The organism is Mycobacterium malmoense (genome assembly GCF_019645855.1).
GTDB classification, from domain to species: Bacteria; Actinomycetota; Actinomycetes; order Mycobacteriales; family Mycobacteriaceae; genus Mycobacterium; species Mycobacterium malmoense.
The window spans coordinates 1350673-1368812 of the sequence record NZ_CP080999.1 but is presented as its reverse complement, the minus strand read 5'-3'; the positions used below and the strand labels follow the sequence as shown (position 1 = coordinate 1368812).

At 67.1% G+C, this 18140-nt stretch carries 18 protein-coding genes; 11 read left to right on the top strand and 7 right to left on the bottom strand.

The annotated features are described in order from the left end of the window. Positions 1–61: 61 nt before the first annotated feature. The 5 genes from K3U93_RS06465 to K3U93_RS06445 form a co-directional block, all read right to left on the bottom strand. Positions 62–637 carry an Rv1733c family protein gene (locus tag K3U93_RS06465; protein ID WP_083010273.1) on the bottom strand — a complete coding sequence of 192 codons (576 nt, stop codon included), beginning with the start codon at positions 635–637 and terminating at the stop codon, positions 62–64. A 61-nt stretch (positions 638–698) separates the two neighbouring features. Beyond that, complete coding sequence (locus K3U93_RS06460) at positions 699–1682, bottom strand: Acg family FMN-binding oxidoreductase (protein ID WP_083010272.1); 984 nt, start codon at positions 1680–1682, stop codon at positions 699–701. 141 nt (positions 1683–1823) lie between these two features. Beyond that, positions 1824–2099, bottom strand: coding sequence for a hypothetical protein (locus K3U93_RS06455; protein ID WP_083010271.1), 276 nt, complete (start codon positions 2097–2099; stop codon positions 1824–1826). Positions 2100–2252: 153 nt separating this feature from the next. After that, on the bottom strand, positions 2253–3431 hold the full coding sequence (locus tag K3U93_RS06450) for a cation:proton antiporter (protein WP_083010270.1): 1179 nt from the start codon (positions 3429–3431) through the stop codon (positions 2253–2255). A gap of 854 nt (positions 3432–4285) precedes the next feature. Next, positions 4286–4651 (bottom strand): SpoIIAA family protein, encoded by a 366-nt coding sequence (locus tag K3U93_RS06445; RefSeq protein ID WP_071512521.1) that lies wholly within the window; start codon positions 4649–4651, stop codon positions 4286–4288. Between the two features lie 245 nt (positions 4652–4896). On the opposite strand from K3U93_RS06445, the gene K3U93_RS06440 reads away from it, so the two are divergent. The 11 genes from K3U93_RS06440 (at position 4897) to K3U93_RS06390 (ending at position 16062) form a co-directional block, all read left to right on the top strand. After that, positions 4897–6456, top strand: a complete 1560-nt coding sequence (locus tag K3U93_RS06440; protein ID WP_083010269.1) for an aldehyde dehydrogenase family protein — start codon at positions 4897–4899, stop codon at positions 6454–6456. A gap of 26 nt (positions 6457–6482) precedes the next feature. Then, a complete protein-coding gene (locus tag K3U93_RS06435) occupies positions 6483–6863 on the top strand; it encodes a DUF779 domain-containing protein (RefSeq protein ID WP_071512553.1) in 381 nt (126 codons plus the stop codon). After that, the gene (locus K3U93_RS06430; RefSeq protein ID WP_071512519.1) at positions 6860–7882 is read left to right on the top strand and encodes a zinc-dependent alcohol dehydrogenase; all 1023 of its coding nucleotides are present in this window, start codon (positions 6860–6862) and stop codon (positions 7880–7882) included. Before K3U93_RS06435 ends, K3U93_RS06430 begins: the two co-directional genes overlap by 4 nt. A gap of 45 nt (positions 7883–7927) precedes the next feature. Further along, complete coding sequence (locus K3U93_RS06425; RefSeq protein WP_071512518.1) at positions 7928–9142, top strand: NAD(P) transhydrogenase subunit alpha; 1215 nt, start codon at positions 7928–7930, stop codon at positions 9140–9142. After that, complete coding sequence (locus K3U93_RS06420; RefSeq protein WP_071512517.1) at positions 9139–9483, top strand: NAD(P) transhydrogenase subunit alpha part 2; 345 nt, start codon at positions 9139–9141, stop codon at positions 9481–9483. The genes K3U93_RS06425 and K3U93_RS06420 overlap by 4 nt, the downstream gene beginning before the upstream one ends. Further along, positions 9480–10916, top strand: a complete 1437-nt coding sequence (locus tag K3U93_RS06415; RefSeq protein WP_071512516.1) for an NAD(P)(+) transhydrogenase (Re/Si-specific) subunit beta — start codon at positions 9480–9482, stop codon at positions 10914–10916. The genes K3U93_RS06420 and K3U93_RS06415 overlap by 4 nt, the downstream gene beginning before the upstream one ends. Before the next feature lie 73 nt (positions 10917–10989). Beyond that, complete coding sequence (locus K3U93_RS06410) at positions 10990–12774, top strand: NAD(P)H-dependent oxidoreductase subunit E (protein ID WP_071512515.1); 1785 nt, start codon at positions 10990–10992, stop codon at positions 12772–12774. Further along, the gene (locus K3U93_RS06405) at positions 12771–13484 is read left to right on the top strand and encodes a 2Fe-2S iron-sulfur cluster-binding protein (RefSeq protein WP_071512514.1); all 714 of its coding nucleotides are present in this window, start codon (positions 12771–12773) and stop codon (positions 13482–13484) included. The genes K3U93_RS06410 and K3U93_RS06405 overlap by 4 nt, the downstream gene beginning before the upstream one ends. Continuing rightward, positions 13481–14110 carry an NADH-quinone oxidoreductase subunit B family protein gene (locus K3U93_RS06400; RefSeq protein ID WP_071512513.1) on the top strand — a complete coding sequence of 210 codons (630 nt, stop codon included), beginning with the start codon at positions 13481–13483 and terminating at the stop codon, positions 14108–14110. The genes K3U93_RS06405 and K3U93_RS06400 overlap by 4 nt, the downstream gene beginning before the upstream one ends. 16 nt (positions 14111–14126) lie before the next feature. Then, positions 14127–15593 (top strand): Ni/Fe hydrogenase subunit alpha, encoded by a 1467-nt coding sequence (locus tag K3U93_RS06395; RefSeq protein ID WP_071512512.1) that lies wholly within the window; start codon positions 14127–14129, stop codon positions 15591–15593. Continuing rightward, positions 15577–16062: a hydrogenase maturation protease gene (locus K3U93_RS06390; RefSeq protein WP_071512511.1), complete on the top strand. Its 486-nt coding sequence runs from the start codon at positions 15577–15579 to the stop codon at positions 16060–16062. The genes K3U93_RS06395 and K3U93_RS06390 overlap by 17 nt, the downstream gene beginning before the upstream one ends. A gap of 77 nt (positions 16063–16139) precedes the next feature. Here K3U93_RS06390 and K3U93_RS06385 read toward each other — a convergent pair whose 3' ends face one another. Together K3U93_RS06385 and gap are read right to left on the bottom strand one after the other, a co-directional pair. Further along, positions 16140–17018, bottom strand: coding sequence for a PPK2 family polyphosphate kinase (locus K3U93_RS06385; protein WP_071512510.1), 879 nt, complete (start codon positions 17016–17018; stop codon positions 16140–16142). 12 nt (positions 17019–17030) lie between these two features. Next, on the bottom strand, positions 17031–18044 hold the full coding sequence (gap, locus tag K3U93_RS06380; RefSeq protein ID WP_071512509.1) for a type I glyceraldehyde-3-phosphate dehydrogenase: 1014 nt from the start codon (positions 18042–18044) through the stop codon (positions 17031–17033). Positions 18045–18140 lie beyond the last annotated feature (96 nt).

Genomic DNA, 18140 nt, shown 5'->3' with positions numbered 1-18140 from the left:
CCGACCGTTGGCCGGATCGCTTGTGCTGCACAGTGATTCGCTCCCGGCTAGATGAGCCTCGTCATCGGTTCGTCCGGCCACCATCGTCCGCCAGGCACCTGATTTCACGCTCCCATTGAGCGTCGCGTGCCCGATCAAGCCGTGACCGGACCGCGGACACCAGTGCTGCCATCCCGACACCCACAATCAGCAATATCACCGCCACCATACCAACGGCGTCGATCACGGCGCGCCAAGCCGGGGTCGGCGGGGATGCCGGGTTGGCGTCGGTGTCCACCCAAATTTGGATCCGTTCGCCCGCCTTGACCGAAGCGGTGAGTCGAAGCGTGCCGGTGCGTTCGCCGGCCGTTGCCGGCCACGTGGCTTGCACCATGCGCGTACCCGAGTCGTCGAGCCGGGCGTCGGCCACCGTTGCCGTGACGACGTGTCGGTCGCGTGCCTCTTGGGCGCAGAGGCGTTCACGCGCGCCGTAGGCGACCGCGCCCACCACACCGGCGACGGGGATGGCGACCAGCGATGCGACGACCGCGATCAGCACGACCAGCGCTTCGATGCGGTCGGCGGGCCTGAGCAACGGGTTGCGGCCAAAGATGCGCGCGACTCGCCAGCAGCGCGGGTCCAACGTGAATGTCTCCATCGCAACTCCCTTGAGTCTCAACGGCTTCGGTGGCATCGCGGATCTTTCGGCTATTCGGCGGCTATTCGGCGGCGTTGTGCCACTCGACGAAATCGGCGAGCTCGCGTCGCGGTGTCGCCGGCAACGGGTCGGCGTTGATCGGCGCCCAGCCGACTCGGAGCAGCATCTGCGGATAGTCGCTTTCGCCGAAGACGTCGGAACGGACCGACTCGCGCGTTTCGGCGATCTCCAGTGGTTCGGTGACCGGGCAGCTGGCCAATCCCATCGAGGTCGCGGTGAGCAGCACGACGCTGGTGGCCTCGCCGGCGCGTAGCCGCGCCAGCCGGTCGTCGGTCCGGGTTCCCAGCGCGAGCACGACGGCATTGTCGTCGGCGGACGACGACTCCGGTGGCATGGGCAGCGCCGGACCGGCAAAAAACCGGCCCGGTACCTTTGCGTTCGGGTCCGATACCGGCGTGCTGCGGGCCGGAACGCCCGCCACCGATGCGTAGCGCCCGCTCCATGCCGTGAGCTCCGCGAGGTAATCGCGGTTCAAGTGCTCCCAAACGGATTGGGCGACAATCTTATGCAGCTTGTCGATGTCTTCGACCTGGCACAGTGTCACGCCATTTCGGGCCGCCCGCGCGGCCATCAGTGCGATGTCGCCCACCGGGACCGGCCAGGAGCTGTAGGTGCGCCGATCGGTGCGACGCCGTGGTATCGCCGCGGCGAGCGCTATATCGACGGAATCGGCGGGGTAAGGAGACAATTCGATCGCGGCAAGGTGACTGGCGTCGGCCGGATTCGGCAGCCGGGTCACTTTGGATCGCCACCCGACGGCCGCCAAGGCGACGACACAGTGGTGCAGCGCCGCACCGCAACTCAAGATCAAGTCTCGGCCGTCCGGGTCGGTGTTGGGCAGTTGCCGGCTCGCGTCCGCGTAGAGATGCAGGCTCGCCGCATCCACCCGCCACTTCCAGGGTTGCGTGTTGTGCACCGAAGGCGCCCGGGACGCCAGGGTCAGGACCGTCCGGACGGTGCCGGCATCCGGGAAGCGCGCGTTCATGGGCCTTGTCCCCTTCGGTAAAGCGTCATCGCATCCACGATCGCGCAATCGCAGGGGCCCTACGAGGGCACGACGGCACTAGCCCAAAGGACTTTGGGCCAATTCCGGCGTGAGCCGCACCCGCTAAATTCGCGGCATTCGCTAGGCCGCGGCCGCAACGGTCACGTCAACGGACAACTGGTCACCGACGGCATAAGCCGCCGCCCAGTCACCGACGCACGCCGCGCGCGCCAGGTCTTCGGCGAGCGGGCTGTGGACACCCAGTTCGGCCAGCCAGGCCGACACTATGGCCGCGATCTCGTGACCGGGCACCTGAACGGTGCGCCCGTCGTGCAGGCGATCGGTGACGCGGTACAGGGGCCCGCCGACCGGCGCGCCGTCGTGGCCAAGCCGCGTCACATACGCTGCCAACCTCATCACAGCCTCCTCGATCGGCCTCGAGGATTCATCCGACCACGTCGCCGGTGCGGACCGTAGGGCCGAACGGAACCGGAGCGGCAGTGCTTCGGTCGCACTTCGTAACGTCTAGAGGTCCCGGCGCGGGGGGCCCTTCGTCACATAGGCCCCGCGTTACGCGGACTTGTTGGCCGCGGCCGGCCGATCCGCTTCCGCGGCCGCCTGGCCGCGCGCCGCCACCGCGCCCGCGATCGACGCGGCGGCGATCGTCAACAAGGCTCCGAACATCAACGCCGCCGATTCGCCCGCGGCGAGAAGGTGTTCCTCGGTGCCGATGGTGGCCGCGGCCACCGGGACGCCGAGCTGCGCGGCCGAGAGCGCCGCAAACGTCAGCGGCTGGCCGAGCAGCTTGCCGGCGCCGTGGGCGAGCACGGCGCCCAGTCCCAGGCCGGCGCCCAGGAGAATGAATTTCGGGTGCGAACCCAGCTCGCGCACCTGCAGCGAGGCGCCCAGCCAGACGAAGAACAGCGGGCTGAAGAATCCCTCGGTGATGCCGAATAGCTGGCGCGCCAGCCGTCGCGGCTCGCCGACCACGGCGATCACCAACCCCAATGCGAAGCCCGCCAGCATGATCGACACGTGGGTGCTGACGGCCAGCGCCGCCAGCGCGAACAGCACGATCAGGTTGGTTCGCAATTCGAGCGCGAACCGGCGTTTCTCGGAATAGACGTGCACACGCCGTCGCCAGCCCCTGCCGTCGACCGCGCGCAAGAGCACAAATAGCACCCCGGCGCAGGCCGCGACCGCCAGCGCACCCACCGCCGCCGTCGGCGCCCGCTGGACGTCAATCACCAACGGCAGCAAGACGATACATGCGGCGTCGGCAATGGCGATCTGCGCGGTCACGGACAGCACGTGCGGTCCGTGCAGCCGCAGCGAGTCGATCACCGGCAATGCCAGTGCCGCCGACGACGAGGCCATCAGGACCGCGTACAGCGCCGCGTGGCCGGTGCCGAACTCCGCCGCCAGTCCGATGCCGAGGGCCACCGCGACGACGCCGCCCAGAGCCACCCGCGCCAGCGCCAGTGGCACGGCCGAGCGCAGCTGGCTGCCGTGGACCGGGACGTGGCTGCCCACGACGAACATGACCAGCGCGAAGCCGATGTTCGCCAACAACTGGAATGTCGGGTTGGCGACGTCGACGACCCCGAGCCCGGTCTTGCCGATGACGAGTCCCGCGATCAGCTCGCCGACGACCACGGGTATCCGCAGGCGCGGCAGTGCGGCCAGCAGCGGACCGGCGATACCCACCGCGGTCAGCAGCGCCAGGGTGTGGAAGCCGAATCCCTGCACGTCAGCGGTCCTTTGGCGGCGGCGAGCCCACTACGCTGCCAGCCGCTTGGAGGCGAATATCCCGGTCAGCACGATGTCATTTTGCAGTGTGGTTCGCGGTCCGCTCCCCAACGACATGAAAATGGCCCCGTGCCGAGCTCGCGGTGCGCCGGCCATGGCCGCGGTTCGGTGCCCGTCCGGATGGTTGCGCCACGCACCATCCGAGCCGTCGCCGATGCGAGGCGATGTCGCTAATTGTCACCCGGTATCACCCGGTGTCACTCACGGAGCCGAATCGGATGCCGGCTAAATTGGGCCGGTTCCCAACGTCGGATATGTTTCGTCGCCATTTGTCACTTCGTGCCCGGATGCAACCCGGATGCAGCGGGAACGGTCACTAAATTTTGCGGTATTCGGTTCGCGACGTAACGCATCCACGTGGGGCTGGCAAACAGACTGGGGCCGAAACCCCGGGTAGGCTCGGCCCCTTTATTAGAGGGTGCGAGCTCGCCGAGCCTACCCGGGGTTCCGGTCGCGAGCCAATCAATCGAGTTTTGTCGCGTCGCCGCACGTCGGCGATGCATCACAAAGGATAGCCCACCCGGCTCCTCGCCGATTGCAAAATGCCAACCGAGAACTTCATTGGGGCGGCCGGGCCGCCGATTCAATGCCCCCCCGGCCCGCGCATTCCATGGTCCCGGGCGCGGCTTTGCCAGCGAACCGCCCTGGTTACGAACAGGGTTTTCCCGCCAAGGTCCCCCCGCCCGGTCGGCCTGAATCGCTTCGCTTGACCCGGTCGCCCCGCGCGGGCCGCTCCCGAAGTGCGCCGCCGCGAACCGACGGGATCGCCGTAACGAGCCTTGTCCGGTTCAGCTCTATTGGTGTGTGATCCAGTCCCGCGCCGTGTCGGCTTCGATGGTCGGGAAAGCGCGCACCTCACCCGGCATCAGGAAACCAACGAATTTGGTCATCTGCTTGATCCATTCGACATCGGTGACGGCCGCAAACCGCTCCCAGCGAAGGAAATGCGCGAACCCGACCTTCGTGTCTTCCCAAACGGCTCCGGGATCGATGCCGACGAAATCCGGGGCGGTTTCGTAGTAGATCCGCACCTTGTCGTGGCGCGACAGCCTTTTCTCGACGTCCGGTATCAGTACCGATTCATAATCGGCCTTCGTGACATGTCCATGGCATGCAAAAGCGGCGACGTTATCCGGAAATCCTGCGATCGGCTCGATCATGACAAGCTCCTTGCTCGGTCGGCGACCCGCTTGGCCGCGGCTACTGCCATAGCACTAGGCAATAGTTGCATTAGGGAACAGTGTTTGGATTGTCCGCCGGTTGGCGGGGCCGCGATAGGGGCCGAAGGTCACTGCGTGCGCCCGAGAAGTTGGGACTTTCGGCGCTATTCGGCCGCACCCGCCGAGCAGCATCTTGTCTGGGTAGGACGAACGCTGCCACACCGTGCCGAGGATTGGAGAGTGGCATGACCGCAACCACCCAGACCCGCCCGACCGCATCGAAGGTCTACAAGGCGCCGGGCGAACCCGACAGCCTGGTGGAGGTCAAGCCCCGCTACGAGAACTTTATCGGCGGCCGGTGGGTCGCGCCGGTCAAAGCGCAATACATGAAAGACCTTTCGCCGACGAACGCCGCGCAGTTCACCGAGGTGCCGCGCTCCACCGCGGAAGACATCGAGGTGGCCCTCGACGCCGCACACGCCGCGAAGCAGGCGTGGGGCGAGACGTCGTTGACCGAACGCGCCAAGGTCCTCAACCGGATCGCCGACGCCATCGAGGACAACCTCGAGATGCTGGCGGTAGCGGAGACGTGGGACAACGGCAAGCCGGTCCGCGAGACGCTGGGCGCTGACATCCCGCTGTCGGCCGATCATTTCCGCTACTTCGCCGGTGAGACCCGGGCGCTGCAGGGCTCGAGTACGGAGATCGACAAGGACACCGTGGCCTACCACTTCCACGAGCCCTTGGGCGTGGTGGGACAGATCATCCCGTTCAACTTCCCGCTGCTGATGGCGGCGTGGAAGATCGCGCCCGCGCTGGCCGGCGGGAACTGCACGGTGATCAAACCGGCGTCGTCGACGCCGTGGTCGATCCTCAAGCTGGCCGAGGTCATCGGTGACATCGTTCCTCCCGGCGTGCTCAACATCGTCACCGGGCCCGGCGGCGAGATCGGCAAGGCGCTGGCCGCCAACCCGCGGATCTCCAAGATCGCCTTCACGGGCGAGACCGTCACCGGCCGGCTCATCATGCAGTACGCGGCGGAGAACATCATCCCGTCCACCACCGAGTTGGGCGGCAAGTCCCCCAACATCTTTTTCGCCGACGTCATGGACGCCGACGACGAATTCCTCGACAAGGCGGTCGAAGGCCTGGTGCTCTACGCGTTCAACAAGGGCGAGGTGTGCACCTGCCCCTCCCGGGCCCTGATCCAGGAGTCGATCTACGACCGGTTCATGGAGCGCTGCCTGGCGCGCATCGCCGCGATTCGGCAGGGCAATCCGCTGGACATCTCCACCCAGGTCGGCCCGCAGAACTCCAAGCAGCAGCTGGACAAGATCGCTTCCTACGTCGACATCGGTCTCGGCGAGGGCGCCGAGTGCCTCATCGGAGGCAAGCAGCCCCAGCTGGACGGGGAACTGGCCAACGGTTACTTCTTCGAGCCGACAGTCCTCAAGGGCCATAACAAGATGCGGGTCTTCCAGGAGGAGATCTTCGGCCCGGTGCTCGCCGTCACCACCTTCAAGGACGAGGCGGAGGCCATCGAGATCGCCAACGACACCCTCTACGGCCTGGGCGCCGGGGTGTGGACGCGCAACGGCACCCTGGCCTACAAGATGGGCCGGGCCATCCAGGCCGGGCGGGTGTGGACGAACTGCTACCACATGTACCCCGCGGGCGCGGCCTTCGGCGGCTACAAGATGTCGGGCGTGGGGCGTGAGCTGTACAAGGAGACGCTCACCGAGCACTACACCCAAACCAAGAACCTGCTCGTCAGCTACAGCAACGCGGCGCAGGGATTGTTCTAACCGGGGCGATGCGGAGCGAGGCCGTCATGGATCAGCAGACCGTCACCCCGGTTACCGCGACGCCGAGCGCCGTCGAGGCCGTCACCAAGCTCCGGCAGCGCCGCGGCCCGCTGGTCTTCTACCAGTCCGGAGGCTGTTGCGGCGGCAGCCTCCCGATGTGTTTCCCGCAAGGGGAACTGCGCATCGGCGACAACGACGTCTTGCTCGGGCATATCGCCGGCTGCCCGTTCTACATCGATGCGCGCCAGTACGAGAGGTGGAAGCACACCCAGCTGATCGTCGACGTGGCCGAGGGTGAACCCGAAGGGTTCTCCCTGGCGGCGGCCGACGGTTGGCACTTCGTCACCCGATCACGAGTGTTCTCAGCACAAGAGCGCGTTGCTCTCGAACAAGGAGGTATCCCATGAAGGCTGCGGTCGTGCACGAGTTCAAGCGGCCCCTGACGATCGACGAGATTCCCATCCCGGAGCCGAGTTTCGGGGAGGTCGTCGTCAAGGTCGAGACCAGCGGCCTGTGCCACACCGACATCCACGCCTCCCACGGCGACTGGCCGGTCAAGCCCGCACCGCCGTTCATCCCCGGCCACGAGTCGATCGGCATCGTCGAGCGGGTCGGCCCCGAGGTGAAGGGCGTGCGCGAGGGCGATCGGGTGGCCGTGCCCTGGCTGGGATACGCGTGCGGGGCTTGCGAATACTGCGCCTCCGGGCGCGAGACCCTGTGCCCCAACCAGCAGATGACCGGCTACACCGTCGATGGCGGTTGGGCCGAATACGTCAAGGCCAACGCCGCCTTCGTCGGGCACGTCCCCGAGGGCATCGATCTGCTGGACGCCGCCCCGCTCACCTGCGCCGGGGTGACCACCTATAAGGCGGTCAAGGTCTCCGGGGCCCGCTCCTCGGACCTGGTGGCCGTCTACGGCATCGGCGGGCTGGGCCATCTGTGCCTGCAGTACGCCAGGATCCAGGGCGCGTCGGTGGCCGCGGTGGACGTCATCGATAGCAAGCTGGACATGGCCCGCAAGCTGGGCGCCGAGCACACCTTCAACTCGCACGGCGAGGACCCGGTCGAAGGCATCCAGGCGCTCGGCGGCGCGGACGTCGCCATCGCGGTGGCGGTCTCCCCCGCCGCGTTCGAACAGGCCTACCGCAGCCTCAAACCCGGTGGCACCCTGGTTTTCGTCGCCCTGCCGGCGGACAACACCATGCGGCTGCCGATCTTCCAAACCGTCATGGGAGGCATCCGCATCGTCGGGTCCATCGTGGGCACCCGGGTCGACCTGGCCGAGACCTTCCAGCTGCACGCCGAGGGCCGCACCCACATCGTGCGCGAACCCCGAAAACTCGAGCAGGTCAACGAATCCATCGCCGCGGTCGAGGCCGGGCAGGTCGACGCCCGGCTGGTGTTTGACTTCCGTCCTGCCGCCTAGTCTGGCCTGGGCCGTCACACCGCCATGAGCCAGACCGCACCCCACATGGCGACCGCTGCACCCTCGACCGCCACCGCGGCCGAGGCCAGCCCGCCCAGGCTCTTCACCGTTGGGGTCCTCGCGGAGTCCACGCCCGGTGAGCACCGCGTCGCCGTCGTGCCCGAATCGCTGGCCGCCCTGGCCAAGTCCCACATTCGGGTCCTGGTGGCGTCGGGCGCCGGCTCGGGCGCCTGGTTCCCCGACGGCGCCTACACCCGGGCCGGCGCCACGGTCACCACCGCCGACGACGTCATCGCCCACGCGGACGCCCTCGTCAGCATCGGGGCACCCGCGCCCGAGGTGATCGGCTCGCTGCGGGAGGGACAAACGGTCATCGGCATGCTGCGCCCGCTGGTCGAGCCGGCGCTGGCGCAGCAACTCGCCGACCGAGGGATCACCGCCATCAGCCTCGACGGCCTGCCGCGCACCGTGAGCCGAGCCCAATCGATGGACGCGCTCACCTCCCAGGCCAACGTGGCCGGCTACAAGGCGGTGCTGGTCGCCGCCGACACGTTCGGGAGGTTCTTCCCGCTGTTGATCACCGCAGCGGGAACCGCCAAACCCGCCGAGGTCCTCATCCTTGGTGCCGGCGTCGCCGGCTTGCAGGCCATGGGAACCGCCCACCGGCTCGGGGCCGTGGTGACCGGATACGACGTGCGACCCGAGACCCGCGACCAGGTCATCTCCGTCGGGGCCAAGTTCCTAGAACTTGAGTCGGCGGTCTCGGCCGCGGGCGAAGGCGGCTACGCCCGCGCCCTTACCCCCGACGAGCAAGCGGCCCAACAACAGCAGCTCGACGACCACATTAGCGGCTTCGACGTCGTCATCACCACCGCGCAGGTGCCGGGTCGGCGCCCGCCGGTCCTCGTCACCGTCGAGGCGGTCAACCGCATGCGAGCCGGTTCGGTCATCGTCGACTTGGCCGCCAGCGCCCTGGGAGGAAACGTCGAAGGCTCGACACCGGAGCACACGATCCTGACCGACAACGGCGTGCGGATCATCGGCGCGGGCGACCTGCCCTCCCGGGTTCCCACCGCGGCCTCGATGGCCTACTCGCACAACGTCACCGCCCTGCTCGCCGAGCTGGTCCACGACGGCGCCCTCGCCATCGACCCCACCAACGAGATCCACGCCGGCGTGGTCGTCTCCTATCAAGGCAGGGTGATCCACCCGGCAGTGGCGGCCCTCCTCAACACGACCAGCGAGGGAGCGCACGCATGAGCACCGCCGCCGGACTCATGTTCGACGTCTACATCTTCGTGTTGACCATCCTGGTCGGCTACGAGGTCATCACGAAAGTGCCGTCCACGCTGCACACCCCGCTGATGTCGGCCTCCAACGCGATCCACGGCATCGTCATCATCGGGGCGATGATCACCGCCGCGCAGGCGCATACGACCGTCGGCTACGTCCTGGCTTTCCTGGCCGCGTTCTTCGCCGCCATGAACGTCGTCGGGGGCTACAGCCTCACCGACCGGATGCTGCAGATGTTCCGCAAACGACCGGTCCCGCCCGCCCGCGAGGGCACTGACGCGGCCGCCGACGGGAGCCCGCCGCGATGAGCGCCGTCACCACGGTCGTCGACCTCCTCTACCTGCTGGCCGCGGTGGGTTTCGTCGTCGCCCTGCACCTGATGAACTCCCCGGCCACGGCCCGACGCGGCAGCCGGCTGTCCTGGATGAGCATGATCGTCGCGGTCGGCGCCGCGCTGGCGGCCATCATTGAAGCCGGCACCACCACCGCGACCGGCTGGGTCGTTTTGGCCGTCGGCGCGCTCGCCGGCGCCGCAACCGGCCTGCGCATGGCCCGCCGGGTGAAGATGACCGCGGTCCCCCAAGTCGTGAGCATCTTCAACGCCGTCGGCGGGGGCGCCGCCGCCCTGGTCGCCAGCGCCGAGTTCGTCCGCCTCGTGGGCGCGTCGAGTTCGCACATCGCGACCCAAACCATGATCGCCACCATCCTCGACGTCATCGTCGGCCCGATCACCTTCTCGGGATCGCTGATCGCGGCCGGCAAACTGCAAGGCTGGATCAGCAGCCGGCCGCTGGTCTTCCCCGGCGCCCGCCTGCTCACTATCGCGCTGACAATCACCGCGGTCGCCGGCAGCGGCTACCTGCTGGCCGGCAACGACTCCATCGTGGTGCTCGCGGTGGTCGTCTGCGCCGCGCTGGGGTTCGGGATCACCATGGTGATACCCATCGGCGGGGCCGACATGCCCGTCGTCGTCGCTTTGCTCAACGCCTGCACCGGCATCGCCGTCGCCTTCGCCGGGTTCGTCATCGACAACGGCGGGCTGATCATCGGCGGCGCGCTCGTGGGTGCCTCCGGTGGCATCCTGACCGTGCTGATGGCCCAGGCCATGAACCGCTCCATCCTCAGCATCATGGTCGGTGGCTTCGGCACCGGCGACACGACCGGCGCCGTCGGCACCGCCGCCGCCATGGCCGGGAGCGCCGCCAACGTTCGACAGGTGTCGGCCGACGACGCCGCCATCCAGATGGCGTACGCCACCAAGGTCATCATCGTGCCCGGCTACGGGCTGGCCGCCGCGCAAGCCGCGCACGAAGCGGCCGAACTGGCCGCGCTGTTGCAGTCGCGGGGCATCCGCGTCGTCTTTGCCATCCACCCCGTCGCCGGCCGGATGCCCGGCCACATGAACGTCCTGCTGGCCGAAGCCAACGTCCCCTACACCGACCTGGAGGAGATGGACGCGGCCAACCAGGAATTCCCGACCGCGGATGTGGCGCTCGTCGTCGGCGCCAACGACGTCACCAACCCCGCCGCCCGCCGCCCCGGCAACCCCGTGTCCGGAATGCCGATCCTCAACGTCGATGCGGCCAAGAGCATCATCGTGATCAAGCGGTCCATGCGGCCCGGCTACGCCGGTATCGACAACGAGCTGTTCACCAACCCCAAGACCGGCATGCTGTTTTGCGACGCGAAGGCCGGCCTCGCCGAGATCATCGCCGCGATCAAAGCGCTGGTGGGCAGCTGATGGCGGCCCGGCAGGTCAACCCCCTGTTCTCCGGAAGGCAAGCTCGATATTTTGGGTGGGTGGTGTGGGAGCGATGACTTCCGATATCGCGACGATCCTGTCCGGCCATGGTCGAGAACGCACCGAGCTCCTCGACATCTTGTGGAGTGTGCAGCGCGACGCCGGCTACATCTCCGGTGAGGCCGCCGCCGGAATCGCCGACTGGCTCGGGATGTCCGCCGAGGACGTGTTGGAGACGGCGACCTTCTACCACTTTTTCCACACCACCCCGGCGGGCCGCATCAGGATTTACCTGAGCAACACCGTGATCGCGAAGATGCACGGCTACAACCAGGTGTACGAGGCCCTGGAACGGGCGACCGGAACCCGATTCGGCGCTCGGGGCTGGGCCGACTTCGGGTTGTTCGAGACCGCGTGCATCGGCATGAGCGACCACGAGCCCGCGATGCTCGTCGACGACGTCGTGTTCACCGACCTCACCCCGGCGTCGGTCACCGAGATCGTTGCGGGTTTGAAACGCGGCGAGTCGCCCGCGGCGATCGCCAACCCGGCCGGTCTGCCGCCGGACGAGCTGGCGTACGTCGATGCGCTCACCCGGACCGCCGTGCGTACCTCGGGCCCGGTGTTCTTTTGCGGCGACACCGATTACGCGGCGTTGCTGCACCGCTGCACGGCGATGCCGCCCGAGGACGTGATCGCCACCCTCGCGCAGGCCAGGCTGCGGGGGCGGGGCGGCGCGGGTTTCCCCACCGCCACCAAGTGGAAGTCGGCCCGCGCGGCCGGCGGCGACGAGAAGTACATCATCTGCAACGCCGACGAGGGCGAACCGGGCACCTTCAAGGACCGGGCATTGCTGACCTACTCGCCCAAGGAGGTGTTCGCCGGCATGGCGATCGCGGCCCACGCCGTCGGCGCCCGACAGGGAATCGTCTACCTGCGCGCGGAATACGTGTACCTGCAGGACTACCTGGCGCGGCGGCTGCGCGAGCTACGCGAGGAGAGAGTGCTCGGCGCCGGGTTCGACATCCGCATCCAGTTGGGCGCGGGGGCCTACATCTGCGGCGACGAATCGGCGCTCATCGAGTCCTGCGAGGGCAAGCGGGGCACCCCGCGGCTCAAGCCGCCCTTCCCCGTCGAGCACGGCTTCCTGGGCAGGCCGACGGTGGTCGACAACGTCGAAACATTCGCCACGGCAAGCCGAATCATGAACGAGGGCGCCGAGTGGTTCGCGACCATCGGGGTACCGGGGTCGACCGGCACCCGGCTGCTCAGCGTCGCCGGCGACTGCGCCGCCCCCGGGATCTACGAGGTGGCGTGGGGAGTCACGTTGGGTGACGTGCTCGGCATGGTCGGCGCGGACGATCCTCGAGCCGTCCAGATCAGCGGCCCCTCCGGGGAGATGCTCTCGGTGGCCGCCGACGCCGACCGCAAGCTCGCCTACGACGACCTGTCCTGCAACGGATCCTTCATGGTGTTCAACCACGAGCGTGACCTGATCGACATCGTCGCGGACTTCATGCAGTTCTTCGTCGACGAGTCCTGCGGCATCTGTGTGCCGTGCCGGGCGGGCAACGTGCTGCTGCGACAAAAGGTCGGCCTGGTGGCCGCGGGGCGGGCGGCCCGGTCGGATCTCGACGACCTGGTTACCTGGAGTGAGATCGTCGCGCACACCAGCCGATGCGGGCTGGGTGCCACCTCGCCCAATCCGATCCTGACCACGCTGAAGAAGTTCCCGGAGATCTATTCGGCCCGGCTTCGTGAGCGTAATGGCGACCTGCTGGCGTCCTTCGACGCTCGCGCCGAGCTGACCGGTTATGCCCAAGCCGTTGCCGAACTCGCACCGCAGGAGGTGCCGTGAGCATCCGGATCGAGATCGACGGCACCGCCGTCACCACCGAGGCGGGCCGCACGCTCGTCGACGTCGCCGCCGAGGCGGGCGTGTACATCCCGACCCTGTGTTACCTGCCCGAACACCCGGCCCTGGGAACCTGCCGGGTGTGTTCGGTCACGGTCAACGGCAGGACCGCCGCGGCTTGCACGGTCAAGGTCAGCGACGGGATGCGGGTGCAGGTCGATGAACCGCGGATCAGCGAGGCGCGAAAAGCGTTGGTGGAAATGCTGTTTGCCGAGGGCAACCACAACTGCCCCAGCTGCGAGAAGGCCGGCCGGTGCACGCTGCAGGCCGTCGGCTACGAGGTGGACATGGTGGTCTCCCGGTTCCCCTACCAATTTCCCCAGCGGGTTGCCGACCACGCGTGCGACACCATCTGGCTCGAGCGCGACCGCTGCATCTTCTGCCAGCGTTGCGTGGAGTTCATCCGGGACCGCGAGACCGGCAAGAAGATCTTCACCATCAGCGGGCGCGGAACGCATGCCCGCATCGAGGTCGACGTCGAACTGGCCAACAAGATGCCCCCCGAACAGGTCCGCGAGGCCGTCGACATCTGTCCCGTCGGCACGATCCTGGAAAAAGGGGTGGGCTACGACGAGCCCATCGGCGAGCGGCGCTACGACGTCGAATCGGTGAAGGACCGGGCGCTGGAACCGTCACGGAGGCATGCCAAGTGACCACTTCGGGCACGAATGAGATTGCGTCCCACGAACTTCCGGCCACCCCGCTCGACCCCGAGCTGGCCGCCAAGCGCGCGGGGAAGATCAAGGTCTCCATGATCAGCCTGTGCGGCTGCTGGGGATGCACCCTGTCGTTGCTCGACATCGACGAGCGAATGATCGCCCTGTTGGACAAGATCACCATCCTGCGATCGTCGTTCACCGACATCAAGCGCATACCGCAGCGGTGCCACATCGGATTCATCGAGGGCGGGGTCGCCAACGAGGACAACATCGAAACGCTGCGGCACTTCCGGGACAACTGCGACGTCCTGATCTCGGTCGGCGCCTGCGCCATCTGGGGCGGCGTACCGTCGCTGCGAAACATGGTGGGGCTCAAGGACTGTCTCGCGGAGGCCTACACGCGGTCCCCCACGGCGCCGCCCGGCTCCGGCCCGGTGGTGCCCTACGACAAGCGCATCCCCATCCTGACCAACGACGTGTACCCGTGCCACGAGGTCGTGCACATGGACTACTTCATCCCGGGCTGCCCGCCGAGCGCGAACGCGATCCTCGACGTGCTCGAGGACCTGGTCAACGGGCGCCCCGTGAAGTTGCCCAAGTCTCTCAACCATTTCGACTGATCGGGGAACGGCCGCCATGGCAACAACGCTCGTCATCGATCCGCTCACCCGCATCGAGGGACACGGCAGGGTGGTCATCGAACTCGACGACGACCACAACGTCACCGACGCCAAGCTGCACGTGGTGGAGTTCCGCGGCTACGAGAGGTTCATTCAAGGCCACCCCTACTGGGAAGCGCCGGTTCTCATGCAGCGGATCTGCGGGATCTGTTTCGTCAGTCACCACCTCGGCGGCGCCAAGGCCCTCGACGACATGATCGGGATCGGGCCGGCGTCCGGCACCGCTCTCACCCCGACCGCCGTCAAGATGCGCCGGCTGGGTCACTACGCGCAGATGCTGCAATCGCACGTCACCGCCTACTTCTACCTGGTGGTGCCCGAAATGCTGTTCGGTATCGACGCCGCACCCGAGCAGCGCAACTTCATCGGGCTGATCGAGGCCAACCCCGATCTGGTCAAACGCGTTGTCCGGCTGCGCAAGTGGGGCCAGGAAGTCATCGAGGCCGTCTTCGGGAAACGCATGCACGGCATCTCGTCGGTGCCCGGCGGGGTGAACAAGAGCCTGACGGCCGCCGACGTGGACCGATTCCTGCGCGGCGGCGACGGGTTGGCTTGCGTCGACGAGGTCATCGAGGACGCCGCGCTGGGTCTGCAGATGTTCTACGACTTCCACGAGGCGCACCGCGACCAGGTCGACCGGTTCGCCACGGTGCCGGCGCTCAACATGTGTCTGGTGGACCACGACGGCAACGTCGACTACTACGACGGCCGGCTGCGGGTCGTCGACGAACACAAGAAGCTGGTACGCGAATTCGACTACCGCGACTATCTCGACCACTTCTCCGAGGGGGTGGAGAAGTGGAGCTATATGAAGTTTCCCTATCTGACCGACCTGGGCCGCGAGGCGGGCTCGGTGCGGGTGGGCCCGCTGGCCCGGCTCAACGTCACGAAGACGCTGTCCACCCCGATCGCCGCCGAGGCGCTGGAGAGGTTCCACGCGTATACCGGCGGACGCGCCAACAACATGACGTTGCACACCAATTGGGCGCGCACGATCGAAATCATCCACGCCGCCGAGGTCGTCCGGGACCTGCTGAACGACCCCGACGTGCAAAAGGACGACCTGGTGGTCTCCCCTGGTGCCGACGCCTGGATCGGGGAGGGCGTCGGCGTGGTGGAGGCCCCCCGGGGCAGCCTGCTGCACCACTACCGCGCCGATCGCGAGGGCAACATCACCTTCGCCAACCTGATCGTGGCCACCACCCAGAACAACCAGGTGCTCAACTGGACGGTGCGCAGTGTCGCCGAGAACTATCTGCGGGGCCGAACCGAAATCACCGAACCCATGATGAATGCCATCGAGGTGGGCATCCGCGCCTACGATCCCTGCCTGAGCTGCGCGACCCACGCGCTGGGGCAGATGCCGTTGACCGTCACCGTCGTCGACGCACAAGGACGGGTGGTCGATGAACGCCGACGCTGACCCAATCCGCGTGTCGCGCGGGTTCTTTGACGACCCCGCCTCGCTGATCTACGGCATCGGCAACGACGGGCGTCAGGACGACGGATTGGGCTGGGCCTTCATCGACCGGCTCGAGCAACGCCGTCCCCGGCCGCGCGCGCACCTGCGCCGCACCTATCAGCTGAGCCTCGAAGACGCCGACCTGATCAGCCGGTACACGCGAGTGTTGTTCGTGGACGCCACGAAAGACCCCGCGGTCGAATCCTTTACCGTGAGCCGTCCGGAGCCGAGGCTGGACTTCAGCTTCACGTCGCACGCGATCTCGGTGCCGTCCATCCTGGCGGCCAGCCGGCAGTGCTTCGACCACGTCCCGGACGCCTACGTGCTGGCCATCCGCGGCTATGCATGGGAACTCCGGCAGGGACTGACCGGCCCCGCACGACACAACCTTTGCCACTCACTGGAGTTCGTGTCGCCGACACCGAGCTAGCACCGACCGTTCGGCCAGCGAGCGTCGGACAATGATGTCCTCGGCAACGGGCGTGTGGGATGCCCCACCCGGCCGCGTCATCCGTGCTCGCCCAGTAATTTCCGTTTTGCCTGCTCGAATGCGGCCTTGTCCGCGCTGGCGATCCGCGGATAGTGGGGGTCGAGATCTTCCAGTGCCCGCACCAGGACCGCGGAGGTCGACAGATGGCTGAACCATTTGTGGTCCGCGGGAATCACATGCCAGGGCGCCCATTCGGTGCTGGTGTGGCTGAGCATCTCCGAGATGGCCCGCTGGTAGTCATCCCAGAACTCGCGTTCGCGCAGATCGGCGACGGAGAACTTCCAGTTCTTCTCGGGTTCCTCGATGCGCTCGAGGAACCGTCGCCGCTGTTCTCCTCTGGAAACGTTGAGAAACAGTTTGACGATGACCGTCCCGTTATCGGTGAGGTAACGCTCCCAATTATTGATGTCGCGAAAGCGCCTCCGCCAGAGGCCTTTTGAATTAATCGCCGCGGGTGGCCACAGCGTCTCCGGGTGCACACGGGTGACCAACACGTTCTCGTAATGCGACCGGTTGAACACCGCGATGCGGCCCAGCTGCGGCAGCACTCTGTGGTGGCGCCACAGATAGTCATGCGCCTGCTCTATCGCTGAGGGCGCTTTGAAGCTGTACACGTCGACGCCCTCGGGGTTCAGCCCGCTCATGACGTGCTTGATGGTGCCGTCCTTACCCGCGGCGTCAATCGCCTGGAGAATGATCAACAACGCCCGGTCGGCTTGGGCGAAGAAGCGGTCCTGCAATGCCACCAGCGTGGCGGTGGCCTCGGCCAGGGCCTCGAGACCAGCGGCCTTCCCGAGCCGTTCGTCGCGAAGGCCGGGGTCGAAGTCTCGGGCGAGGTCGACCTGCGAGCCCGGCTTGACCAGCGTGGCCTGCGCCAGCCCTCTCCACCGGGCCATGTGGCTCACCTCTCAACGAGTCGTGGCCGACTCGCCCACTAGCAGCAGGGCCTGGCGGATCATCTGCTGAGCGTAACCCCATTCGTTGTCGTACCACGCCATCACCTTCACCAGATCGCCGCCGGTGACCGTGGTCAGCGTGGCGTCCACCACCGACGCGCGCGGGTCGGCGATGACGTCGGCCGACACGATGGGCTCCTCGGAAACGCCTAACACACCGCGATAACGTTCGCTGGAGGCTTCCGTGCGGAACAGATCGTTGACCTCCTCGACGGAGGTTTCCCTGCTGACCAGCGCCACGATGTCGGCGATCGAACCGACCGGCACGGGCACCCGCAAAGCGATCCCGTCGAAGCGGCCGGCCACCGCGGGAACGACTCGACCCGTCGCCTCGGCCGCGCCGGTCGAGGTCGGAATGATGTTGGCGCCCGCGGCACGCCCCCGCCGCCACTTGCGCGCGGGGCCATCCACCAGTTTCTGGCTGGACGTGTAGGCGTGCACGGTAGTCATCGTCGCTTTTTGGACACCGATGCCGCGGTGCAGAATCTCCATCACGGGGGCGATGCAGTTGGTGGTGCAGCTGGCGTTGGACATCATTTCCTGCCCGGCGGCGTCGTGTTCGTTGACGCCGTAGACGATCGTGGCCAACTCGTCCTTTGCCGGTGCCGAGAGGATCACCCGCCGCGCTCCGGCATCAAGGTGTGCCCGCAGATCGGCGGACCTGCGGAACGCGCCGGTGCATTCAAAAACCAGATCCACCTTGAGATCTCGCCAGGGCAGCTTGGTGGGATCGGCTTCATTGAGCACCTTTATCCGCTGGCCCGCCACCGAGATCATCGAGTCCGCAACGCTGACAGTGCTATCAGCACGTCCGTAGACGGTGTCGTAACGCAGCAGGTAGGCCAAGTTGTCGATCGGCGCCACGTCATTGACCGCCGCCAGCTCCAGCCCCCGCTCCCCGAGCACCGATTTGAGTGTGGCCCGGCCGATTCGGCCCAGGCCGTTGATGGCCACCCGCGCAACCATGGCCCGCCTCCTTATCAATAGCCTCGTGTCGCCACGTACCGTCCGCCAACTGCCATGATCACGCACCCGGGGCGCGACACCCTAGGGTCCTTCGGC

What these genes read in the sequence shown, in the direction of transcription:
- K3U93_RS06465 (WP_083010273.1), bottom strand. Translation starts at nt 637, where the DNA reads ATGGAGACATTCACGTTGGACCCGCGCTGCTGGCGAGTCGCGCGCATC.
- K3U93_RS06460 (WP_083010272.1), bottom strand. Translation starts at nt 1,682, where the DNA reads ATGAACGCGCGCTTCCCGGATGCCGGCACCGTCCGGACGGTCCTGACC.
- K3U93_RS06455 (WP_083010271.1), bottom strand. Translation starts at nt 2,099, where the DNA reads ATGAGGTTGGCAGCGTATGTGACGCGGCTTGGCCACGACGGCGCGCCG.
- K3U93_RS06445 (WP_071512521.1), bottom strand. Translation starts at nt 4,651, where the DNA reads ATGATCGAGCCGATCGCAGGATTTCCGGATAACGTCGCCGCTTTTGCA.
- K3U93_RS06440 (WP_083010269.1), top strand. Translation starts at nt 4,897, where the DNA reads ATGACCGCAACCACCCAGACCCGCCCGACCGCATCGAAGGTCTACAAG.
- K3U93_RS06435 (WP_071512553.1), top strand. Translation starts at nt 6,483, where the DNA reads ATGGATCAGCAGACCGTCACCCCGGTTACCGCGACGCCGAGCGCCGTC.
- K3U93_RS06430 (WP_071512519.1), top strand. Translation starts at nt 6,860, where the DNA reads ATGAAGGCTGCGGTCGTGCACGAGTTCAAGCGGCCCCTGACGATCGAC.
- K3U93_RS06425 (WP_071512518.1), top strand. Translation starts at nt 7,928, where the DNA reads ATGGCGACCGCTGCACCCTCGACCGCCACCGCGGCCGAGGCCAGCCCG.
- K3U93_RS06420 (WP_071512517.1), top strand. Translation starts at nt 9,139, where the DNA reads ATGAGCACCGCCGCCGGACTCATGTTCGACGTCTACATCTTCGTGTTG.
- K3U93_RS06415 (WP_071512516.1), top strand. Translation starts at nt 9,480, where the DNA reads ATGAGCGCCGTCACCACGGTCGTCGACCTCCTCTACCTGCTGGCCGCG.
- K3U93_RS06410 (WP_071512515.1), top strand. Translation starts at nt 10,990, where the DNA reads ATGACTTCCGATATCGCGACGATCCTGTCCGGCCATGGTCGAGAACGC.
- K3U93_RS06395 (WP_071512512.1), top strand. Translation starts at nt 14,127, where the DNA reads ATGGCAACAACGCTCGTCATCGATCCGCTCACCCGCATCGAGGGACAC.
- K3U93_RS06390 (WP_071512511.1), top strand. Translation starts at nt 15,577, where the DNA reads ATGAACGCCGACGCTGACCCAATCCGCGTGTCGCGCGGGTTCTTTGAC.
- K3U93_RS06385 (WP_071512510.1), bottom strand. Translation starts at nt 17,018, where the DNA reads ATGGCCCGGTGGAGAGGGCTGGCGCAGGCCACGCTGGTCAAGCCGGGC.
- gap (WP_071512509.1), bottom strand. Translation starts at nt 18,044, where the DNA reads ATGGTTGCGCGGGTGGCCATCAACGGCCTGGGCCGAATCGGCCGGGCC.